The 19,433-nt window shown below is 53.5% G+C and carries 18 protein-coding genes and 1 CRISPR repeat array (1 of these 19 only partly in view); of the genes, 8 read left to right on the top strand and 10 right to left on the bottom strand.

Annotation, left to right across the window (positions count from 1 at the left end; genetic code table 11):
• Positions 1 to 18 precede the first annotated feature (18 nt).
• The 3 genes from H6F67_RS12375 to H6F67_RS12365 are packed head-to-tail and all read left to right on the top strand — an operon-like array spanning position 19 to position 2,292.
• The gene (locus tag H6F67_RS12375) at positions 19 to 822 is read left to right on the top strand and encodes an SDR family NAD(P)-dependent oxidoreductase (RefSeq protein ID WP_190766799.1); all 804 of its coding nucleotides are present in this window, start codon (positions 19 to 21) and stop codon (positions 820 to 822) included.
• A gap of 9 nt (positions 823 to 831) precedes the next feature.
• Positions 832 to 1,740 carry an alpha/beta fold hydrolase gene (locus H6F67_RS12370; protein ID WP_190766797.1) on the top strand — a complete coding sequence of 303 codons (909 nt, stop codon included), beginning with the start codon at positions 832 to 834 and terminating at the stop codon, positions 1,738 to 1,740.
• Positions 1,741 to 1,755: 15 nt separating this feature from the next.
• The gene (locus H6F67_RS12365; RefSeq protein ID WP_190766795.1) at positions 1,756 to 2,292 is read left to right on the top strand and encodes a VOC family protein; all 537 of its coding nucleotides are present in this window, start codon (positions 1,756 to 1,758) and stop codon (positions 2,290 to 2,292) included.
• 99 nt (positions 2,293 to 2,391) lie between these two features.
• Here the strand turns inward: H6F67_RS12365 and H6F67_RS12360 are convergent, their stop codons facing one another.
• Positions 2,392 to 3,387 (bottom strand): tyrosine-type recombinase/integrase, encoded by a 996-nt coding sequence (locus tag H6F67_RS12360; RefSeq protein ID WP_190766793.1) that lies wholly within the window; start codon positions 3,385 to 3,387, stop codon positions 2,392 to 2,394.
• A gap of 13 nt (positions 3,388 to 3,400) precedes the next feature.
• Positions 3,401 to 4,279, bottom strand: a complete 879-nt coding sequence (locus tag H6F67_RS12355) for a Uma2 family endonuclease (protein WP_313926818.1) — start codon at positions 4,277 to 4,279, stop codon at positions 3,401 to 3,403.
• A 33-nt stretch (positions 4,280 to 4,312) separates the two neighbouring features.
• On the opposite strand from H6F67_RS12355, the gene H6F67_RS12350 reads away from it, so the two are divergent.
• On the top strand, positions 4,313 to 4,672 hold the full coding sequence (locus tag H6F67_RS12350) for an HNH endonuclease (protein WP_190766791.1): 360 nt from the start codon (positions 4,313 to 4,315) through the stop codon (positions 4,670 to 4,672).
• A 95-nt stretch (positions 4,673 to 4,767) separates the two neighbouring features.
• Here the strand turns inward: H6F67_RS12350 and H6F67_RS12345 are convergent, their stop codons facing one another.
• The gene (locus H6F67_RS12345; RefSeq protein WP_190766789.1) at positions 4,768 to 5,538 is read right to left on the bottom strand and encodes a Uma2 family endonuclease; all 771 of its coding nucleotides are present in this window, start codon (positions 5,536 to 5,538) and stop codon (positions 4,768 to 4,770) included.
• Between the two features lie 255 nt (positions 5,539 to 5,793).
• Between H6F67_RS12345 and H6F67_RS12340 the strand changes: the two genes are divergently transcribed.
• The 3 genes from H6F67_RS12340 to H6F67_RS12330 are packed head-to-tail and all read left to right on the top strand — an operon-like array spanning position 5,794 to position 7,384.
• Positions 5,794 to 6,183, top strand: a complete 390-nt coding sequence (locus H6F67_RS12340; protein WP_190766787.1) for a hypothetical protein — start codon at positions 5,794 to 5,796, stop codon at positions 6,181 to 6,183.
• Positions 6,184 to 6,188: 5 nt separating this feature from the next.
• Positions 6,189 to 6,728, top strand: a complete 540-nt coding sequence (locus H6F67_RS12335; protein ID WP_190766785.1) for a hypothetical protein — start codon at positions 6,189 to 6,191, stop codon at positions 6,726 to 6,728.
• Positions 6,725 to 7,384 (top strand): hypothetical protein, encoded by a 660-nt coding sequence (locus tag H6F67_RS12330; RefSeq protein ID WP_190766783.1) that lies wholly within the window; start codon positions 6,725 to 6,727, stop codon positions 7,382 to 7,384. The genes H6F67_RS12335 and H6F67_RS12330 overlap by 4 nt, the downstream gene beginning before the upstream one ends.
• Positions 7,385 to 7,426: 42 nt before the next feature.
• Here H6F67_RS12330 and H6F67_RS12325 read toward each other — a convergent pair whose 3' ends face one another.
• Genes H6F67_RS12325 through H6F67_RS12315 form a run of 3 tightly spaced genes read right to left on the bottom strand, consistent with a single transcriptional unit; the run spans position 7,427 to position 12,939 of the window.
• Positions 7,427 to 9,544, bottom strand: a complete 2,118-nt coding sequence (locus H6F67_RS12325) for a WYL domain-containing protein (RefSeq protein ID WP_190766781.1) — start codon at positions 9,542 to 9,544, stop codon at positions 7,427 to 7,429.
• A gap of 29 nt (positions 9,545 to 9,573) precedes the next feature.
• Complete coding sequence (locus H6F67_RS12320; protein WP_190766779.1) at positions 9,574 to 11,355, bottom strand: hypothetical protein; 1,782 nt, start codon at positions 11,353 to 11,355, stop codon at positions 9,574 to 9,576.
• Between the two features lie 27 nt (positions 11,356 to 11,382).
• Positions 11,383 to 12,939, bottom strand: a complete 1,557-nt coding sequence (locus tag H6F67_RS12315) for an RAMP superfamily CRISPR-associated protein (RefSeq protein WP_242020612.1) — start codon at positions 12,937 to 12,939, stop codon at positions 11,383 to 11,385.
• On the opposite strand from H6F67_RS12315, the gene H6F67_RS27695 reads away from it, so the two are divergent.
• Positions 12,856 to 13,209 carry a hypothetical protein gene (locus tag H6F67_RS27695; RefSeq protein WP_242020616.1) on the top strand — a complete coding sequence of 118 codons (354 nt, stop codon included), beginning with the start codon at positions 12,856 to 12,858 and terminating at the stop codon, positions 13,207 to 13,209. The genes H6F67_RS12315 and H6F67_RS27695 overlap by 84 nt on opposite strands.
• A 38-nt stretch (positions 13,210 to 13,247) precedes the next feature.
• Here H6F67_RS27695 and H6F67_RS12310 read toward each other — a convergent pair whose 3' ends face one another.
• The 4 genes from H6F67_RS12310 to H6F67_RS12295 all read right to left on the bottom strand — a co-directional run bounded on the left by H6F67_RS12310 (position 13,248) and on the right by H6F67_RS12295 (position 18,887).
• Positions 13,248 to 13,613: a hypothetical protein gene (locus H6F67_RS12310; protein WP_242020610.1), complete on the bottom strand. Its 366-nt coding sequence runs from the start codon at positions 13,611 to 13,613 to the stop codon at positions 13,248 to 13,250.
• Between the two features lie 68 nt (positions 13,614 to 13,681).
• Positions 13,682 to 14,515, bottom strand: a complete 834-nt coding sequence (gene cmr4, locus H6F67_RS12305) for a type III-B CRISPR module RAMP protein Cmr4 (RefSeq protein WP_190766775.1) — start codon at positions 14,513 to 14,515, stop codon at positions 13,682 to 13,684.
• 6 nt (positions 14,516 to 14,521) lie between these two features.
• Positions 14,522 to 15,673 (bottom strand): type III-B CRISPR module-associated Cmr3 family protein, encoded by a 1,152-nt coding sequence (locus H6F67_RS12300; RefSeq protein ID WP_199304379.1) that lies wholly within the window; start codon positions 15,671 to 15,673, stop codon positions 14,522 to 14,524.
• On the bottom strand, positions 15,666 to 18,887 hold the full coding sequence (locus H6F67_RS12295; protein WP_190766773.1) for a type III-B CRISPR-associated protein Cas10/Cmr2: 3,222 nt from the start codon (positions 18,885 to 18,887) through the stop codon (positions 15,666 to 15,668). The genes H6F67_RS12300 and H6F67_RS12295 overlap by 8 nt, the downstream gene beginning before the upstream one ends.
• A gap of 460 nt (positions 18,888 to 19,347) precedes the next feature.
• Positions 19,348 to 19,433: a CRISPR direct-repeat array (repeat unit 34 nt) (it continues 2,290 nt past the right edge of the window).

Raw genomic sequence — 19,433 nt, 5'->3', positions numbered from 1 at the left:
TTATGGTCATCAACTCTTATGGATTTAAAACTGACAGGAAAACGCGCTTTAGTCACAGGATCGAGTGCCGGAACCGGAGCATCGATCGCCAAAACACTGGCGCGTGAAGGAGCCTACGTGATTGTGCACGGGCGCGATCGAGACCGCACCGAAGCGATCGCTGCCGAGATTCGATCGGAAGGTGGTAAATCAGCCGTCGTGTTTGGGGAGTTGAATTCTGTAGACGGGGCACAGCAAATCGCTCAAGATGCACGAGCGGCGTTTGGTGAAGTTGATATTTTGATCAACAACGCTGGACTGATCGGACATTACGAAACCTGGGATGATGCGACTGCTGAGGACTGGGCGCAGATGTATGACGGCGTTGTCCTCGTCATCGTTCGGTTGGTCAACGCCCTCAGACCACATCTTGAATCGTTGGGCTGGGGACGGATTATCAACATCGCCAGTGCCCAATCAATTCAACCGTTTGCGATGATGCCGGACTATGCGGCGGCCAAATGTGCGCTGCTCAATCTCACCAAAAGTTTATCGAAGCGATTCGATCGCACAGGCGTCACCGTCAACGTCATCAGTCCGGGAATCATTGTCACCGATCGCATTCGTCAGCGCATGACCGAAGCCGCCCAGCAAGAAGGTCGCAGCACTGAATGGTCAGAGATTGAGCAATATGTTCTGACACATGAATTGGATAACCCAACGGGACGGCTGGCAAGCCCCGAAGATGTCGCCAACTTAATCGCCTTTCTTAGTAGCCCCTTGGCAGACTACATCAACGGAACGAATATTCGGATTGATGGTGGCAGCATTCTCACGATTTAACCGATTCCTATGAATTCCATTCCACTGGACGATCGCTTCTCGCATCACACCACCGCAGTCAACGACGTGAACTTGCACTATGTCATCGGCGGACAAGGCGAGCCTGTTTTGCTTTGGCACGGCTTCCTTGAAACCTGGTATTGCTGGCGAAAAATTATGCCTGCTCTGGTCGAGCAATACACGGTGATTGCCCCGGATATGCGTGGCTATGGCGACTCAGATAAGCCGACGAGCGGGTATGATGCGCGATCGCTCTGCAAAGACTTCCATCAACTGGTTCAACAATTAGGCTTTGAGAAAATCCATCTGGTCGCCCACGATATGGGTGCACCGCCTGCCCTGCTGTATGCCAGCGACTACCCGAATGAAGTGATGAGTTTGACGTACCTCGAAGAACCTGTGCTGCTCAACGCACACCTGGAGCAAATTTTCAAGTTCTCACCGCAATCGACCCAGAAGGGTGGCCTGTGGTGGTGGACATTCTTCCTTGCACCCGATCTGCCAGAAACGCTGATTGCTGGGCAGGAGCGGGCGTTTTTGACCTACTTCTACAACACCTATTGCAACGACCCCAGCGCGATCGAGCCAGAAGCGATCGAGGAATATCTTCGCACTTTCGCCACGCCTGATGGCATTCGCGGTGCATTAGGCGTCTACCGATCGATTTTTGCATCAATCGAGCAGACAGAACCACTGGTGCAACATCCCATTCGAGTTCCGGTTTTGGCGCTTGGGGGCGAAACGGTGACGGGAGAAAAGGTAAAAACGATGATGGCTGCGGTTGCGACTAATGTTCGAGGGGGAAGTGTCGATCGCTGTGGACATTTCATTCCCGATGAGCGTCCCGATTATCTCATCGAGCAACTGTTAACGTTCTTCCAAGACGTAGCGCAGCGTTCCGAATCAGCCTTAACATGAGGGAGGAGTATGACAATGGAATCTGGATTTAAGGGCGGTATTCCAACTGCTAGAAATATTGACCATGCAGGCTACACCGTTCCAGATCTCGATCAAGCGATCGACTTTTTCATCACAGTTCTGGGCTGTGAACTGCTCTATCAAGCCGGACCTTACGGTGAACCAGAACCCAATTGGATGCAGACTCATCTGGGAGCAAGTCCTGGAGAAGTTCGACTGGCACTGCTGCGTTGCGGTCCGGTGAACAACATTGAGCTAGTCGAATTTAAAGCTTTAGAGCAAACGACGACTCCGCCGCGAGTGAGCGATGCAGGTGGGCGGCATCTCGCTTTTTATGTGGATGATATGGATGCTGCGATTGCGTATCTCAAGGCACAGCGCGATGTCAAGGTGCTGGAGTCGATCGTTCACGCCGTGGATGAAAGCGAAGAAGCTGGGATCACTTCGACCTACTTTATTACGCCTTGGGGGATGCACATGGAATTGATTAATCGCCCTGACCATGCACCCTACGAACAACGGACTTCAGCCCGCATATTTGGTTCTGTCTAGTTTTACGTCAGGTGAAATTGTTCAACGTAGGCGATATCACTGAGTGCAATTGCTACTTTTTGAAGCTGGCTAGCTATCCAATACTTCTTGATGTGGTCACTACTGGTTGTCGTCATCGCTTTCGCCGATCGCCCTAAGATAAGCATCCGCCGCCGCCTGCTTAAACACGCCCTTGGTGTAGCGCTCGAAGACGCGATCGCTCTTAATTCCCATTAACTCCTTGCCATACAGCGGGTCAACGCCGCGCCGAGTCACCTCTGTCCCAAACGAGTGGCGGAATCGATGTGGATGGATGCCCTTCACCCCAGCGATCGCCCCCAGCCTCTTGACCATCTTGTGCAACCCCTGATAGCCCAACCGTTGCCCGCTGTGCTTCGGGTCTTGGCACAAAAACATGGCACTCTCCGGCACTGGCTCAAACACCCCACCCTGAATCGATCGCCACGCCAAATACGCCTCCAAATGCTGCCTCGCTTCCCGATTCAACGGCACCTGACTGACGTTCTGCCCCTTCGATCGATGCACAATCAAAATCTTGCCATTCCAGCTTTCCACGTTCAGCGCTGATGCCTCAGATGCCCGCAGGCCGTGACTCAAAACGGCGATGATGGCACGATCGCGCACCCGTGTCTTCTCCTCCAACTCCAGCACCGCCCACAACTCGCCCAAATCCTCCGCATCAATATGGGCGGCCTGCGGCTCCTCTTGGCGTTCCAGGTCGATCGCATCGGTGGGCAAGGGCTGATTCATCGGGTAGCCATTGCTGCGGCGCAGCCAACCGTAGAACGATCGCAACGTATTGAGCGCGTGATTCACCGAAGCAGGCTTCAGCCCCTTACCTTTCAACTCCCGCCGATACTTGCCGATGTCGCTGGGCGTCACGTCGAGCCAAGAGCGATCGCACCAAACCGCAAACCGCTGAAGCTGACCTCGGTAAGTGCGCTGCGTGTTCTCCGCCTTGCCCGTCTGCCTGAGAAACTCTTCGATCTGCCAGTCGCGCAGATCCGGCGGTTTGGATGGCAACTCCTCCGATCGCCCACCCTCAAACGGCACAATTATGATCGGCAAAACTGGATCAACAGAGGAAGACGACATGGGCGATCACCCCCTACTCACTCAGCAACTCATCTGGGTCAATGCCACGCGCCCGCAAGCGTTCCATCATTTGCTCCCCCTTCTCTTCCGGCAGCAACACCAGATGACCTGCCGCATCAAAGAAACGCAACCAGGCACAACTACCCTCCGATGGTTCGCGATCGACCACCCCTGACCACAGCCCCAGCCACAACTGCAACGTCTCACACCACAGCCAGCCCTGCTCATTCGGCTGCAACGGCTGATAGCCCTGCCCCAGATGCAAGCGCCAGCCCTGCAACGACTGCGGATCAAACGGGTCAAAGACGAAATAGTCCGGCGTCTTGAACACGCGCTCATACAGCCGCTTCTTTTGCCCGCGATCCACCGTTTCGGTACTTTCTGAGAGCAACTCGACAATCATATCGGGATACTGGCCTTCCTCTTCCCAGGTGATCCACGCCTTGCGATCGCGTTTGCCATCAACATCGAGGGCAACAAAGAAGTCAGGGCCACGAAAATCACGATTCATCGCCTGAGTGCGGCTGTAGTAGACAAACATATTGCCGCCCACATAGAAGTCCGATCGATCGCGCAGTGCCTGATGAGCCGAACGAATCAGTAGATTCATCGCAACGCGGTGGCGTGGGCTTTCCAACGGAACTCCATCGTCAAAGACTAAATCAGTGGGTGGCGTCGGCGGCACTGGCTCGATCGCCATCGACGCAAGCGGTTGAGTTGTCGTGACTTCTATCGACACAGCTTCCTCCAGCATCGGCAACGCCAGCGATCGCAATAGGTTGATTGTACTGCGTCTACTCGATCGCCCCTTTGCTGATATCGACAGAGCAGTACGATCGACTCTTGCCCGACCAAACGCGATCGCCCCGCCATTGTTTTTACAAGGCACCATAGAAGCAGACACTTCAAGAATGCCGCAACGCCAATGGATATTCAGATGTTTGGTCGGCGATCGTCCAAAGCCAAACTCAAAGTGATGATCAAGCAGCGGTTTGGTGGAACCTGCGCCTACTGTGGCCGTACACCGCGCGTGTTGACCTTGGATCACATCGTGGCGCGATCGCAAGGCGGACAAGATGTGCGATCGAACTTGGCCGCCGTCTGTCAGCGCTGCAACCTGAGCAAAGGGAGTCTTCCATTGTGGGCATGGTGGCAAGCCTCGGCAAGCTGGAGCGAAGATCGTGCCCGTCGGTTGTCCGCCACCGTCTTGGTATGCAAGATTAAGCAGTGCGCCGAACTGGATTTTGAAGACGAACTCAACCCAGTTCTGTTATCGATATCGTGATAGGCAAGTCTGTCTCCTGATGGGTGAGATGCCGTTCCTGCAAGCTTTGCGGCCAGCAAAGCTGATTCGGTACGAACCGCCGTCCCCCACACCCTTCAGCCTAACACTTCGTCCGGATCGATACCTCTCGCTCGTAGTTGTTCGCGCACTCGATCGCGTTCTTGAATGAGTTGGGCTTCGGCTTGCTCAGCCCGCGATCGCGCCTGCTCTTCCGGCAGCAAAATCAGACTGCCCTGAGCATCATAAAACCTGAGCCATTCGCAAGTGCCCGTCGGCGGTTCACGCTGCACACTGCCTGTCCAAGTGCCCAGCCACAGTCCAAGCGCTTCACACCACAACTGCCCTTGTGCATTCGGCTCAAGCGCCTGATAGCGCTGATTGGTCAAGTGCCAGCCCTCAAACGCTGATGGCTCGAACGGGTCGAACACATAGTAGTCCGCCGTCCGAAACACGCGCTCATACAGATCCTTTTTGGTTGTTCGATCGACCTGTGCCGTACTCGGCGACAACAACTCAACAATCACATCCGGGTAGCGGCCATCTTCCTCCCACGTCACCCACCCCTGCCGCTCTTTTGTGCCATCGACCTCAAGCGCGACAAAAAAGTCAGGGCCACGAAAATCACGATTCATCGCTTGATTGCGGCTGTAGTAGACAAACATGTTGCCGCCCACAAACGAGTTGGGTCGATCGCCCAGTGCCGCGATCGCCGAGGCAATCAGCACATTCATGGCAATGCGGTGACGAGCGCTTTCCAACGGTTCTCCATCATCGAAAATCAAATCAGTCGGGGGCGTGGGATGTTCCCAATCGCGATCGATCGCCCGCTGTGTGGTCGATCGACCCGCCGCGCTTTCCATCGACATGGCTTCCTCCAGCAACATCCACGATCGCCCTAGGTAAATTGTAGGGCGTTTACTCGATCGCCCCCTTGCCACAGATATAGATAATTTCACTTATCTCTATCAGAATATTCTCAGAATAATAAGGGTAAGTGGGCGATCGCGATCGAATTTTGCTTTATGATAGGGAGGTTGCGATTGACTAGAACTGCCTGATTGCAGGCTGTTTGCTCGATGCCCATCCACCTGATTCGATCGCAAGCTGTTGGGAGTCGAAGCATGATGAAGAATCTGGACGATCGCAAAGACAGCTACCTGAAGCTCGATCGATCGCGGCAGTTGGGGAATTTGGCATCGGAACTGGCGCGTATCAGGAGTAATTTGCGTGAAGGCGATGTGGTCGGGGCGCAGGTGGCGATCGCCAGCCTGGAGATGTGCCAGTATTTTACGGAGTGGACAATCACGACGCTCAACCTACTTCACAACGAGTCGGATCTGGTACTGGCTGAAGAACTGCTAAGGCTCGGTCGGCAGGTGACGGGTTGGAAGCATCACTGGCAATCGGTGTGGCAAGATGCAGGTGAGCGATCGCGGGTGGCGGCAATCGTTGAGCAGTGGCGCGGTCAGATGCTGGAGCGATCCGGCTTGTTGCAGCCGGAACAGGGTTAGCACTCATGGGACGGCGCAGTTGCGAGAAATGTTGGGCATGTAGTTTGTTGACGACGATCGAGGCACGCAAGCTGCATGATGCGGCTGAGGGCGGCGCTGGCTGCTGGAATGACAGTGTGTGCCATAGTCGGCGATCGTACTACCGCAAGGGCAGGGGCGATCGAGTGCGGCGGCAGCCGCAGATGGCAGAAATTGTTGTGCCGATTCCGATCGTGTCGTTTGTCGTGTTGCACACGTATGTCGAAAAGCCGCGTCAGCCGAATGATGAAGTGATCATTCATGCCATGTGTGCGGAACTGTGGCGAGGGGACAAGCCGATCGCCTTGACGCAGCCGCAACACGTGTTTGGGCTGCCGCCCCGTATGGTCAAGGAATATGCTCGGCAATTGCTTGATGCGTTGTATCAGCAGTATGGCAATGAGAAGCGATCGGGTTTTGAGCGCTATGCGCGTGAAGAACAGCATTCCATCTCGCAGTGTCCGATTCGGCCTTGCTCGTATCATGCTGACCATTTGCGATCGAGCGTGCTGGAGGGCAGTCGATGAACGGTTGGCAGCTTGAGTTATGGGACGAGTTGCGATCGGCGCAGATGATGCCGGAGCAGGTGGATGTGGTGGCGCTGCTTGACGCGATGGATGCGGCGATCGATCAAATGCCAGAGGCCGATCGCCTTCAAGTGGCGGGTGAGGCGTTGCTGCAAGTGGCCGAGTTGTGTGCCGTGCGAGCAGAAGTGCTGATGACCGAGTGGGAAGAAGTGTATCGCGACCCGATCGTCGATCGCGGTTTCTTCTCGGACATGGTGCGGCAGACGATGAGCGTCGATTTAACCGAGTTGATGGAACCTGCAAGCCCTCGACAGCAGCGAACGAAATCGATCGCAAAGCTAGAGGGATCGATCGCGGCTCCCGTCGAGAAGACGGCAGTGCTGACGATGATTGAGCAGCTAGAAACCGAGACCGCCCAGCAACAAGTGTTGGACGTGACGCATTCGGAGGATGTGACGGGCTGGGTGAAGGCGATCGCCTTAAGCCTACAAGCGACATCTGCATCAACCGTGTCGTTGACCGAATTGTCAGAGCGCTTAGGGATGCCTCAGATTGAAGTGTGGTTGGGTGTATTGTTGGGCGGCTTTGAGTTGGAGCAGTGTGGGGAGTTTTATCACGCGCCGATTTGGGTGGGGCGATCGCAAAGAAGCGCTTGATGCAGACTTCGATTAGAAAGACTTGCAGGCGTTGCCACTTTGTCAACTCCGGTTTGATTCGGACGAAGCTCGATCGTTGACGTACAGATCTGCGATCGATTGTCCGCGATCGGCAATTTCTGCTGTTAAAAACTTGGGCGAAACGACCTTGACGCTGCTGCCAAACCCAGTAATCCAGGTTCTTAGATCAACGCTTTCTTTGAGCGTCCACACAGGCAGTTTTGCCTTGAGTCGATGTGGATAGTTGGGATCATTTGACGGTTTGAGCTTAAAGATTTGCTCACGCTCCTGTCTGCTCATGGGAGTCAGTCGCGGCGACATCTGTAAGCTGGCAAAGCGATCGTTGCCCTCACTGACAAACTTAAATATCTTCGTGTCAAACCAAAGCTCTAGCAGATCGATCACCGATTTTTGCACCTTGGCATCTGAACTGAGTAAAGCACTTTGCTGAGACGGATTTCGACCTAGATATACACCGTATCCAGCTATCTGTAACTGCTCTAGCCGCTGTCGCAATTTCAATTGAGTTTTACGGTTGAATGAATGTCGTTGAAACGCACCGCTGTTTGGTTCTAAGGTCAATCGATCGAGGCGATAGTATTCCAAAAGCTGATTGTCTTGACGCTCATAGCCCAGATACCAAGCGATGTTGTAATAAACAATTTGCAGCGGTAACACTTCATAGGCTGCTGTTTTGTCAGCGTCTTGCTCAAACTCAGCCGCCTGACTCAAATGCCGAATCCAGACGGTTTGTCCCATTTGAATGGCCGCCTCTAGCTGCGCTAGGTTGCGTTCATGTGCCAACGATGCCGATGACAGTAACTCCGGTGCAACGATCTTTTGAGTCAACACCTGCCGAATCGAATACATCTCATGCGGCTCCAGGTTGAGATAGGGTAATCGATCGCGAAAGGTTTCGTAAGCTTTGAGCGCAACCGGATCGGATAGATGCTTGGCCTGAGATTCCAACCCGTAATAAACGCGCAACAGTTCCGGCGCAGACAAAATTCCAGTTCCCACAAAATAGCCATCTCGCATTGGTTTGGTCGCCATAATGCCGTAGGGTTTAAGTGCGGTTTCAACGTCTTTTCGCAAATTGTTTTGCAGCTTTGAATCTTCCTGCTTTGATTGTTCAGGCACAATTCCCTGCTGTTTGAGTCCGTCAATTAAATTCGATCGCACGTTCTTTTGACTTTGATAAAGTTGCGGGTGGTGTGCCAAAAACCGAATCAACTGCATCAAGCGATCGAATGGAACCCAATCTGAATAGCGGTGTGGAAACAGCCGCGAATTTGCGATCGCTTTCACAGGCTCAAATCGCAGCGGCGCATTCGAGAAGGGAGCATTGACAAACCCGTTAATTTGTAACCAATTTAGATTGCGGGCGATCGCCTGTCGATCGGCGTAAACCTCACCCCGCTGGTGGGCAATCACTGCGGCAATTTCAGCTTCAGCACTGTCAAACGCTGACGAACCTGCTATTCGCTGAAGCCAGATGGGATGATGATGCTGCCAGTTACCCAAACCAGGAAACTGCATCAGCACAGAAATCAGATACATCAGTCGTTCAAACGCCAGCAGATCAGAATAGGGATGGAGTTGATACTGACTCATCCGATTCTGCTGATAGCAAATTGACTTGTCCAGTTTGGCAATGATGTCGGCGATCGTCTCAAAATCAAACTGTCCATCCCGGAGGGGAACAGAATTGACGACAGCAAAGCCCTCCCCCGCCTCTGGTGAAAACGCTTTGAGTGCCGCTGCAAACTGCTCAATCACGCTGTCTGGCACCGCTCGATCGCGAACTAAATTGCAGGCTTTGCAGGTTTCGAGCGACGTGGTGAACTGCCATGCCATCCAGTCGATTGGGCAATCTGCGAGTTTCTGCAAAAAACCAAGCCGCCATGCTCGCTTCACGTTGGTCGCATCGTAAATCACTGATTTTTCCTGGGCGATCGCCTCTCTGATCTGCTCGATCGCTTGAGCTTCGATCGCTGCCCAACTCCCCTGAATTGCCTCGTTTCCAAATAGCTGCTCACGAATCGCATCCGTCGAAACCCAAACTGTGTGAGGAAATCGATCGATCCACTGTCGTGCCAGTGTTGATTTGCCACAGCCCGGTAGCCCGATTAGAAAATGGCACAGAGTATTTGAAGACATTGATCTTGCCATTGGAAAGAAGCTGAAAACTATAAAAGATCCTGGGCGCAGAGAGATTGGATTGACTGAGTGACAGCGCTGTAAAGATAGCGATCGTCAGTCAAACTCGTAAATTTCTGGATCAATGGTTTTTCCAACCCAATTAATGGGCTGACTACAATTTGACTGAGTGTAGGAAGAATCTCTTCCGGCGGGCAAATTTTTGTATTAGGCAGTCCGCGAATTACGGCTTTGTGACGAGAAGTTTCCTCCTGATAAAGCGTTACCATTGCCTCTCTAGAAACTCCTTTAGCCATGTGAATCAGGTCATTCCGCAGAGCGACCCAGAAATCCAATTGGGTTAGAAACTGATGAACTGCTTCCCACTCCTGTAAATTCTGCGGCTGCTGCGCCTGCGAGAAAAGTGCCTCTGCCAAATTGCGCTTGCTATAGCGTCCAGTTAGTTTGTAGGGAGCTTTTTTCCCGTCTCTTAGATTTCTCTCAAAGTTAATAAAATTAGTGTTGTCCTTGCTCCGATTGTCTTTGGGATCAAACCAGCTTCTCTCTCGCTGCGCGAAGTCTTGCCAGAAGCGCCCATCCCACAGTCTCTTCGCTCTATCAACATCGAGCCTCCATTGAGAATCAACAATTGGTTGACCGCTCAACGATCGCCTGATGATTGTTTCTAGCGCAAATTCGCAGCATGAACCGAGACGAGGTAGGAAATTTGCGATCTGGTCGAGTTCCCAAAAAATGCGACATTGCGTAAATAGATTTAGCGTTGTGAGTGGAGAATTCTGCTGCTTATATTGTGATGTGAGCGTCTGAACTTCTTTCAGATGGCGATACTTTTCCGATAGCCGCTTCGCGGCTCCAGCGTCTAAATTAAACTGATGTTTCGCAAACGTAGTGAGCTGAATCATTTGCTCTACTCGATCGCTGCTCTGCTTCAGGCTGTCGAGATCAACAACTTGATGAGTCTTCAGAAACTTCAACACCTCCTGCCAGTCTTCGAGCAGCGCGATCGCACCCGCAAAATCCCACCGCTTTAGTAACCGCTCAACTGCCTGGTACTTCTGAATTCGGGTGTAGCGCCATAACGAGATGCGATCGCATTTTGATGGCTTACCGTGCAGAACATCAGAAATCACCAGCCTTGGTTCCAAAGAAATCTGGTATTGAGAGCCAACGGCGTTCGCCTGGACTCGCAGAGCCGTCTGCATTTGAGGGGTTCCCCCTTTGATGCTGAGCAGCAACTCTTCGTTAGCCGGTCTGTCTTTGAAGAAATCATAGTAGCGACTGAGGAGTTTATCCTGGTCGATCGCTTTAAACTCAATTGCAACTCCGCAGATTGCTAAAAGCGGGCGTCCCTCCCGTTCTAACCTTGTTTTCAGCCACTGCTGGATTAGCTCAAACAGATAAACTGTATCGCTTAGGCGTTTATCGGCTTCTTCGTCTAGCTGGTTTGTGATGAATAGATGCACTTCGGTGAGCGGAAACTGAAGGGCAGCTTCGATAACTCCCCACAAACGACCAGGTAGAATGCGATCGTGCCAGATGTCCGGTTCTGTCGTATAAGCCGCCAGTAGCCTCTGAGTCAGGTCACGAAAGGGAACAGACCATTTAGGGTCTCCTGAATCTTGAAATCCTAACTCTCTATAGAGGCTCTGAATTTCGCGTCTTCGATTTTTCACCCAGACAGCAGCCTCAGGACTATCCTCCTCTGGCTCAACGATGTTCGGCTCGCTGCGATCGAAGCCGATCGGAATGTAGTAGTCACCGATCTTGACCGAAATATCTGAGGTGCCAATGTTCGCAACTAGGATTGCCATTGTAGTGTGGGGCGTGGTTGGAGTGAGTTAGAGAGGCCAAAGTCGATGAGACGTCGATCTTTGAACTCTGGTAAGGTAATTTTTTCTAGGATTATCATTTGCCTTAAAGACTGTCACCACTTGATAGTCACCAAGATCCGCAATCCAAACGGGAGACGGTTTGACGGTCGGAGTGGTGCCGCCACAGAGATCGGGATCATATTTTCCTCGAACTTTGAAGTCTTGATGATGCAAAACCGCCAGGGCATAGGGTTTGTCAAAATCCTCTTTCCCAGAACAGACAACAATTCTTGCAGTGCTATCGATCGCTTCTACGGGTTGAGCTACTGTTCTGGGTCTGGCTGGATCGATTGCCTTACCTGATAGCTGGTTGAGTGCGTGATAGAAAGCTCTTAATCGGGTTTGAAACAGAGTTTTGAATTCTGCAATGGACTCTGGAATCTTCCAGAAGGCATCATCGCTTTCTGCAATCAGCGTTGAACCTCTCCACCAGGGCGCGTGCTTTCTAGTGCTGCGAGAGTAACAGGGGCGTCTTGCCCCTTGCCCAACCCCGCCTAGATGAAACATTAACCAGGTGAGGTTCCTGGCTAGATTCTGCACAGCCTCAGCCTTCGCCGCAGCCGTCTCTGACGATAGGCTCAGCCTCAGCCTGCCGCTCTGTTCACCGCAGCGATCATTTTTCTGTGTGGCTTCAGGCTGAACAATTCTGTCATCTAAGACTTCCACTCGCAGATAGCCGCGCTTCTGGGGATCGATCGAGCCAAAAATTTCTGCCTCTAAAGACCTCACTGCTTCAATGCTCAGCACACCCATTGCAAAAGTGCGAAACCAATAACGCAGCATTGACTTGAAAGCGGTAGCCCTGACTTCGGCATCGGGTTTGCCCCGCATCTGCCATTGCCCTCTTTCGCTTTGCTTCCACGGGGTAAACTGTTGCCGCCCATGAATGAGCTGTCCTTCCAAGGTGAAGTCAACTTCCAGCAGGCTCGATCGCGCGGTGTTTGCACCATGAGCTTGCAGCGTGCCATAGCCCGTATTTACCTGCGATCCAATACCTTCAGCAAGTCCAGCAATCAACCATGCTTTAACCTGCTGCAAAATCGCGGGTGTGCAGCCTGTTCCGGCTCGAATTCCCATTAAAAAAGTCGCTTTTCGCAGCGAGAAATACAAATTAGGGTTAGGTTTGTAATTGATCTGGTTGTCTTGCCAAGACCAGATATTGTTAGCAATATCAACAGCCAGTCCGCCCCCTCGGTCTGATTTCTCTGGCATCGGGTAAGCATCTAGAAAAATTACTTTGCCGATGCGATCGCCTGCTGCTGCCTCCAAAGATCCAAAGAAAGGGGCGATTCTGGCTTCTGCGGCTTTCCAAGAAAGCTGCTCAGTCTGCATAAAGTGGCGAATTGCTTGAGTTCGAGCCACTCCCCGTAAAGTGCTGGAAGGAATGTAGGGCATCCCCACCGCATCAAAAGCGGGTAACAAAATGCTTTCGGGTCCGCGATGTCCGCCGACGCGAATGCGCCACGGGCAAGAAACCTCCAAACAGTTTTCGGCACCTGCAATCAGTCGAGTCCGCCGATTCATTTCTCGCAGACGAACCTGGTAGTTGGCTTGCTGTTCGGCAATTTGCAGAATCTCTACCTTACTTTCATCTTTGTACTGACTGTCAGCGGAGCGCATCCAGCGCAAATATTCGACAAAGCTGGCGGTGGGATCCTGGGGAGGTTCCTCTGTCAACCAGGGAGAAGCTCCGGGTGGGCGCGAATTGCCGCCGCCCCGTTGATTGCCATCCTGCTGATTTTGCCTGCCCTGATTGGGTCGAGCAAACGCTTTGTTGTTTCCTGTATTCCCTGACTGTCCGGGTCTTTTCGGGCGATCAAATACCATAATTCTCATCCTTTAATGTCAGGGTAGACAGCCGTTGCCCAGAAGCTAAATTCTTGAGACAGCACGAGTCCTAATCCTGTCAGTCCCAGGTATTCGTCTGCTCCCAGATCTATCAAGGTTTGCAGTCCTGTGGGTTGGTTGAGGTTTCTAGTGCCCGAAATTTCTTCTAAGCATTGGAAAAAAGCGATTACCACCTGTTTTTTGCCTTCCTGCTCACTCAAAGCAGTTTCCTCAGCTTTGAGCCGCAGCAGCCCCCAGGTTGCCAGGTAAGTGTATAGCTCAACCGCCTGATTTTTCTGCTGTTTGAGTCGCTCTCGATCGCCTCCACTCGCTCTTAAGCTCCGGAGTGCCTCGTAGACACTTTTTCCCATTGTTCTTGGGTCAAAGGGAATCGGCTGATTTTCTGTGTTGGGAGCAGGCTCTGATCGTCTGTTGGGGTTCATACTGCTACCTCTTGCTGATTTGCTACCGTCATCCACTGCTGTACAAAACCTCGACCCAAACTTTCTTGACCGCCAACCTGCAACAGAGTGTTGTGTTGCAGCACCGACCGTAAGGCAGGCAGGTGACTAGTCGCCCCAGATTGACTGGTCGCCCCGATCGGAAAGTACATTACTGTGTCGGGCGGGATCGCCTCTTCGTAGCGAAAACCACCCTCTACCGTCTTGTGTTCATCCAGCTTGACTTTGACTTGCCGCCATAGGCTCATCTGCACCAGCGTTGCACAGTGCTGATCGGGTAAGACCATCACTCGTTCGATCGATCGAGTCGCGTCGTTTGAAGGAATAAAGTTTTTCCAGTCTTGCCAGGCACTTAAGCTGCTGGCTGGCAAAATGGCATCTTTGAGGTAGACCGGAGAATCTTTTCCCGTAGAACCTGCCTTCTTGAGATTGGTACTGTATGGAGCAGGAATCTGTAGGTTGCGACCCTGTAGGCGGCTCCATCGGTGCAGCAGCATGGGCGCAGTAATCCAGACAACTCCGTGGCTGAGAGAAGGAACCGGCAACCACAGAATTGACCCATCTCCAACCCAAAGTGCGCCTTGAGTGAGATTGGCATCTCCGCCAGTCGTGACATCCTCGATCGTGTTTCCCCACAGTTGCTTACACTGTTCTGCCGGGGTGATAGCCCGCAGCTTGCCTCGAATTGTGCTGGAAGGAATGTAGGGAAGGTTGGTATGCGATTCTCTGGCAATGCCCAGCAGATTGCCTTCCTGTGAAGTGCCGCCTGTGTGCAGCGGAGAAAGTAAATAAAGATAAACCAAATTAAACATAGTGAGTTAACTCCCAATGCAGTTCCAGAGCAGAGTGCCGTAGCCGAGCGTGTCAAACGTTTCCAGCCACCTAGAGGGACGATCGATCAGCGAGGGCAGCAGCTTTCCCGCCTCAACAGGGGGGTGTTTGAAGCGGTAGACCGTGCCGGGCGGCACAAAAGCCCGCTGCGGCGTAAACCCGATCGCGGCAGTGACATCTGTGAGTCGCTGCAAAACCGAGATGCCGCCCCAGAGAATTGGGCGATCGGTGGCGCAACCCTGAAGCTGCTCTGCCCACAGTCCTGGATAGGGGGCATAGAGATCTGAACCCGTCGTGACTTCGGCTAAGCCTGGAGTCAGCAGGTATGCGGTATCGCTCTCCTGCTGCGGCTGTTTGAACTTCTGAAGATCGGTCCAGACTGACGGCACAGGGCAGGACTGGACGATCGCCCGATGCCCTTCGCCGCCCAGCCGTACTGCCGCCGGAGTGGGAATTGCGCCGCTAAAGCCTGCAATCAGCTTCCAGCCGGGTTTGAGGCGCACAGCGACCTCGGTGAAATAGCCGTCTTGATCTTTCACCTGACGGGTTCCAGCCTGCATCTGGATGTGGGGCAACACCTGCACCGTCCAGGGATTGTCACAGAGATCGGTGTGACTCAACCTGCTTAAGCTGCCTTGCAGATAGTCTACGAGGCGATCGGCGTTCATCCAGGGTTGTAGCCTACCGTAGCCATGTTCTGCTGAAGCAGGCGGCAGCATTGGAGTCAAACTAGCAGCAAAATGAGCAGCGTCAAAGCCGACGAACTGCATCTCCTCCTGCGCTAAATCGATCGGACAGAGCCGCGCTACAGCGGTTGACGCAGTCTGAGGCTCATCATCTAGGAGACGGGGGAACTGGGACAGCAAATCTTTGGGAGTGGGCAGCCACAGAGTTTGTGTGCCGTCTGAAGCTTCGTGTAGCAGGAACGGTCCTAGAAAACTGAGGTCGCGATCGGTGCGCTGGTCTATCCGCTGGGGCAAAGCCGATCGCAGCCCTTGAAACACGGTGATGGGCGGAGGGGGAAATTGACCTTTTGCCCAGGAGCCATCGCCGGGATTAAAAGGCTTGGCTTCGCGAATCAAAACCAGATCGAGCAGTTCAATTTCGTACCAGTGCAGTTCGGACGGTGAATTATCCATGTTTTGCGCCCGCAAGTGGCGAAGTGGGTGCAGCGGGAGTCGTCCAGCTTCGTTCTTGCTGTCGTCGGCTGATCCAAAAGGCAGCAAATCGCAACAGGCTGGCTAAATCTTCGGGGCGAGTGCCCAGCGATCGACGGGCTTCGGCTTCGGCGGCGATCGCGCTCAGGTGGGGCTGCTGGCTCAGTAGAGCTTTCTGGCTATGGATAACCGTCCAAGCCCAAATTTCCCACTGATCGAGCCAGTCAAGCAGGCGATCGCGCACCCGATCCGGCAGTTCCAAATCGCGGCTGTTGAGAATGACGGTTGCCGCTGTCCGAAACAGGTGCAGATCGGGCGTAATTTGGCAGCGCGGCGGCAGTTCGCTCGCCAATCGATACAGCACGGGCGCTAAATCGATTGGGTCGGCAGCGGTGTCCAGAAGCTGGGTGAAGCCTTCGAGCAAATGTCCTTTGAGGTGCGATTCCAGGACGTTGCCCGATCCGTAGACGACGCGGAAACACAGCCCGTCTTTTGCCGGAATGATGACTTCGGGTGCATTGGATTCGCCGTGCGCTCTGCTGATCGAGCCGCCCAGCAGCTTTTTCGCCCGCTCTTTTTCTGCCTCCCACAGCAGTTCCAGAACGGTGGGCAGGGGAACGCTTTTATGAGCAATCACCACGCCAAGGCTCATGGTGGCGTCTTTGCCCATTGTGAACAGCGATCGATCGCCCATGATCGCCTGCACATTGGGATCAATGGCTTTCCAGTAGCCGCCGTCCGCTTCAAATTCTCCAGCCGGATCAGCACTGCCCGACCAGGCGGCTCGCAGCGACAGCAGGAAATTGGGTAAATCCGCCAGCGGTAAGGCCACCATTACATCATCGCCGCCGCTGTAGATGACGCGCCCGCAGCAGCGCTCTTCGGTTAGATAGGGCACCAGCCGATTGGAAAAATCCAGCAGGGCGCGATTGAGACCGACGTGCGTACCGGGACCCATTCGCTTTTGGGTTTGCAGCAGGTCTGTCCAGTGCGTGTCATTTAAGATGGTGCGATCGACCCAATCAGTTTCCAGATAATCGCCATAGGGCTTCAGCCGATTGCCGTTGACATAGCTTCCCATGCCGTCGCCATCGCCGAGCACCAGCACCCACCAGTCGGAGGGGCTGCTATCGCCAAAGTGAAGCTGTTGATGCGCGTTGGTGACGGCTTGGCGCAGGGCGATCGTTTGGTCAGCATCAAGCTGCAAATCGTCGGCTAGCCATTTGCTAGAAAACATGACACCGTTGTAGCGGACGTTTCGATCGCCTTGGGCAATGGCGCAATCGACCTGATCGATCTGGAAGGGGCGGCGCGTCAGTTGACAGAATTTGCGGTACTGAGATTTCAAAGCACCCCGCTTAAAGGCAAGCGAGAGCCTGTGCCAAAACGCTTTGACGCGATCGGGGTGGTCGTGGGCAAAGCGGGCAGCGGCGATCGAACTCAGGTTGGGAAAGCGAATCAGGTTATCAAAGTCGCGCAGGTCAAGGCCGCCATCGGGGGCAGTGTAGACGGTGCGATCGATGTCGGGGGCTTCGAGCAGATCGGGGACTTCCACTTCAGCGATGCCCAGTGCTGCGGCGATGCCGCCGTATTTCCACGCCATGCGCTTGGTGAGTTCGATCGCATTCAGCCGCTCTGAGCCGTTGAATAAGCCGGGATAGACCCGCGCCATCAGTTGCCAAAACAGCTTGAGTGAATCGTTCGCCACGCCGCAGCCGTTGCGGAAGCGATCGCGGTAGAGCAAGCGGGGATGCAGGGCGCTGTACAGTCCTGAAATGCTCGATCGCTCACCGGGAGCGGCTGGAATTTGCCAGTTGCGCGTATTTTTAACGGCCTGAATCAGTTGTCCCAGTCGCGCCTGATAGCTGCCCCACCAACTGCCGACATTAAAGGTGTGATAGAGGCTAGATTCAGCAGCGGTGGGCAGAGCATCGCGGGGATTGGCGATCGCGGTTTGGGCAGCAATCCAGGAAGTGAGCGGCTCAGATTCCGGCTGGGACAGGTTGCCGATCGTCAGGGCTTGTTGGGGATGGCCGAGGGGAACCGCGACGGCGTAGGTTTCCCAAGTGTGATCGATTTGGGCATCCCAGAGTGCGTTCCATTCCCAGCATCCGGGCTGCTGATACTGCTTCAGTTCAATCGCTAATGCTTCAGCCGCTTCGGGGTTGAGATCGCGGCTCAGGTCAGCCCATGTGCGATCGAACTGGCTGTCGAGAAAGTCGCGCACTTCTGATTTGACGGTTTCTTTGACCATCGTGGCGATCGTTTGCCAGTGCCCCTGAAGCGTGGCTTTGAGTGTGGCAACGAGTCGATCGGCAGCTTCACGATTGGGAGCGAGGAGGGTGATTGTGTTGGGAAACCCCGCAATGTTAATCGTGCTGAGGCGGCGATCGGCAGAAGCACCATCAAGCGCAACCGTGCGATCGTCGTAGAAGCGATCGACAACGGTAATGTTTGCGCTGATGTCTGGGTAGGTTTGGGCGATCAGGGCATCGATAATTTCTTGACTCCAGAGTGAGGGCGTGATGATGGCATCTGCCCCGTAGAGTTGAGCGGCTTCCCAGCAAAGGATGGCGCTGAGGTAGTGCAGCAGATAGGAACCTGCCCAGAAGTCGAGAAACTTGCGCGAGGCTTTGATGAATTCCTGAATGGGCGAGAAGGTGAACAGCACGAGGTAGGGGCGATCGGGTTCGCCGCCTTGCCAGTCGGGTGGAAACAGTGCGCCAGTTAGGGCAGAAACGGCGCTGTTGTGGCTGTGTAGGGCAGTGTCGGGCAGGACTCGATCGGCAGGCGTCAGCAGCGATCGCCCCGACGATTCGGGCACAAATCGCCAACACCAGGTGAATAGCTGCTGCATTCGGGCTTCTGGTTCTAGGGCGGCGATCGAGTGCCAAACCGCGTTGATTGTGTCGATCAGTTGAGCTTGATCGGGGTTGGGCTGTGGCTTGTTTGTGGCATTTTCAAGCTTTTGGCCGCTGATGGGGTGATGAATCTCGAAAGCTTGGCTGGAAGGAGGCGCAGCACCGAGATTAATTCGATCGGCGGTGCTGGCTAATTCACTGGCGAGTTTTCCTTGCGTCTCCCACCACTGCTGGAGTGCTTCGAGGCAGTCCTCAAAGCAGTCGAGCCGATCGAAGAAGCGAGAACCGTGGCTTTCGTGGAGGAGCGCATAGAGCTTGCGGCTGTAGTAGTCCATAAAGTACCAGAGGTGGCGATCGATGGATTCAGTTTAGAAAAGGCGGGTTGAAATATTCCTTAATCTCGTGCGAATGACTAAAGGCGAGCATATCAGGAATCATTCGAGGTGACGAAATACACCAGATTTTCTTTAGATCCGTGAGCAGCCAAAGCAAATAACGAGGGCGATCGCTGACACCGCTCGATCGATTCGTGACAGTTTACTGTTAGTTTTGCTACCAAAATGTGGGTCTGTCGATTTGACTGGGACAATCGCGTCTGCCCTATCGATCGCCCTTCCAGCAACGGAGACTTGCCATCAGAAAAAAAATAACCGCTGGAGTGATTAACTAGCGCTTGCCACTCCAGCGGTTCACTTTTCAATTTGCTGCTATCCGATCTACGGAATGCTTCAATCACCCCAAGTTTCAAAGAATCTCATAAGAGTCGATTCTTAGGGGCGATCGAAATCAAAACGGAACTCCATTAGTTCAACTTCCGAAGAAGTTTCAAGCTTGCTTGGTGGGAACTGTCAACGGCACCCCTGGTTTCCATTAGTTCAACT

This window comes from Microcoleus sp. FACHB-1515, from assembly GCF_014696105.1.
Lineage (GTDB): Bacteria > Cyanobacteriota > Cyanobacteriia > Elainellales > Elainellaceae > JAAUTJ01.
This window is presented reverse-complemented; position numbering and strand designations above follow the sequence as displayed.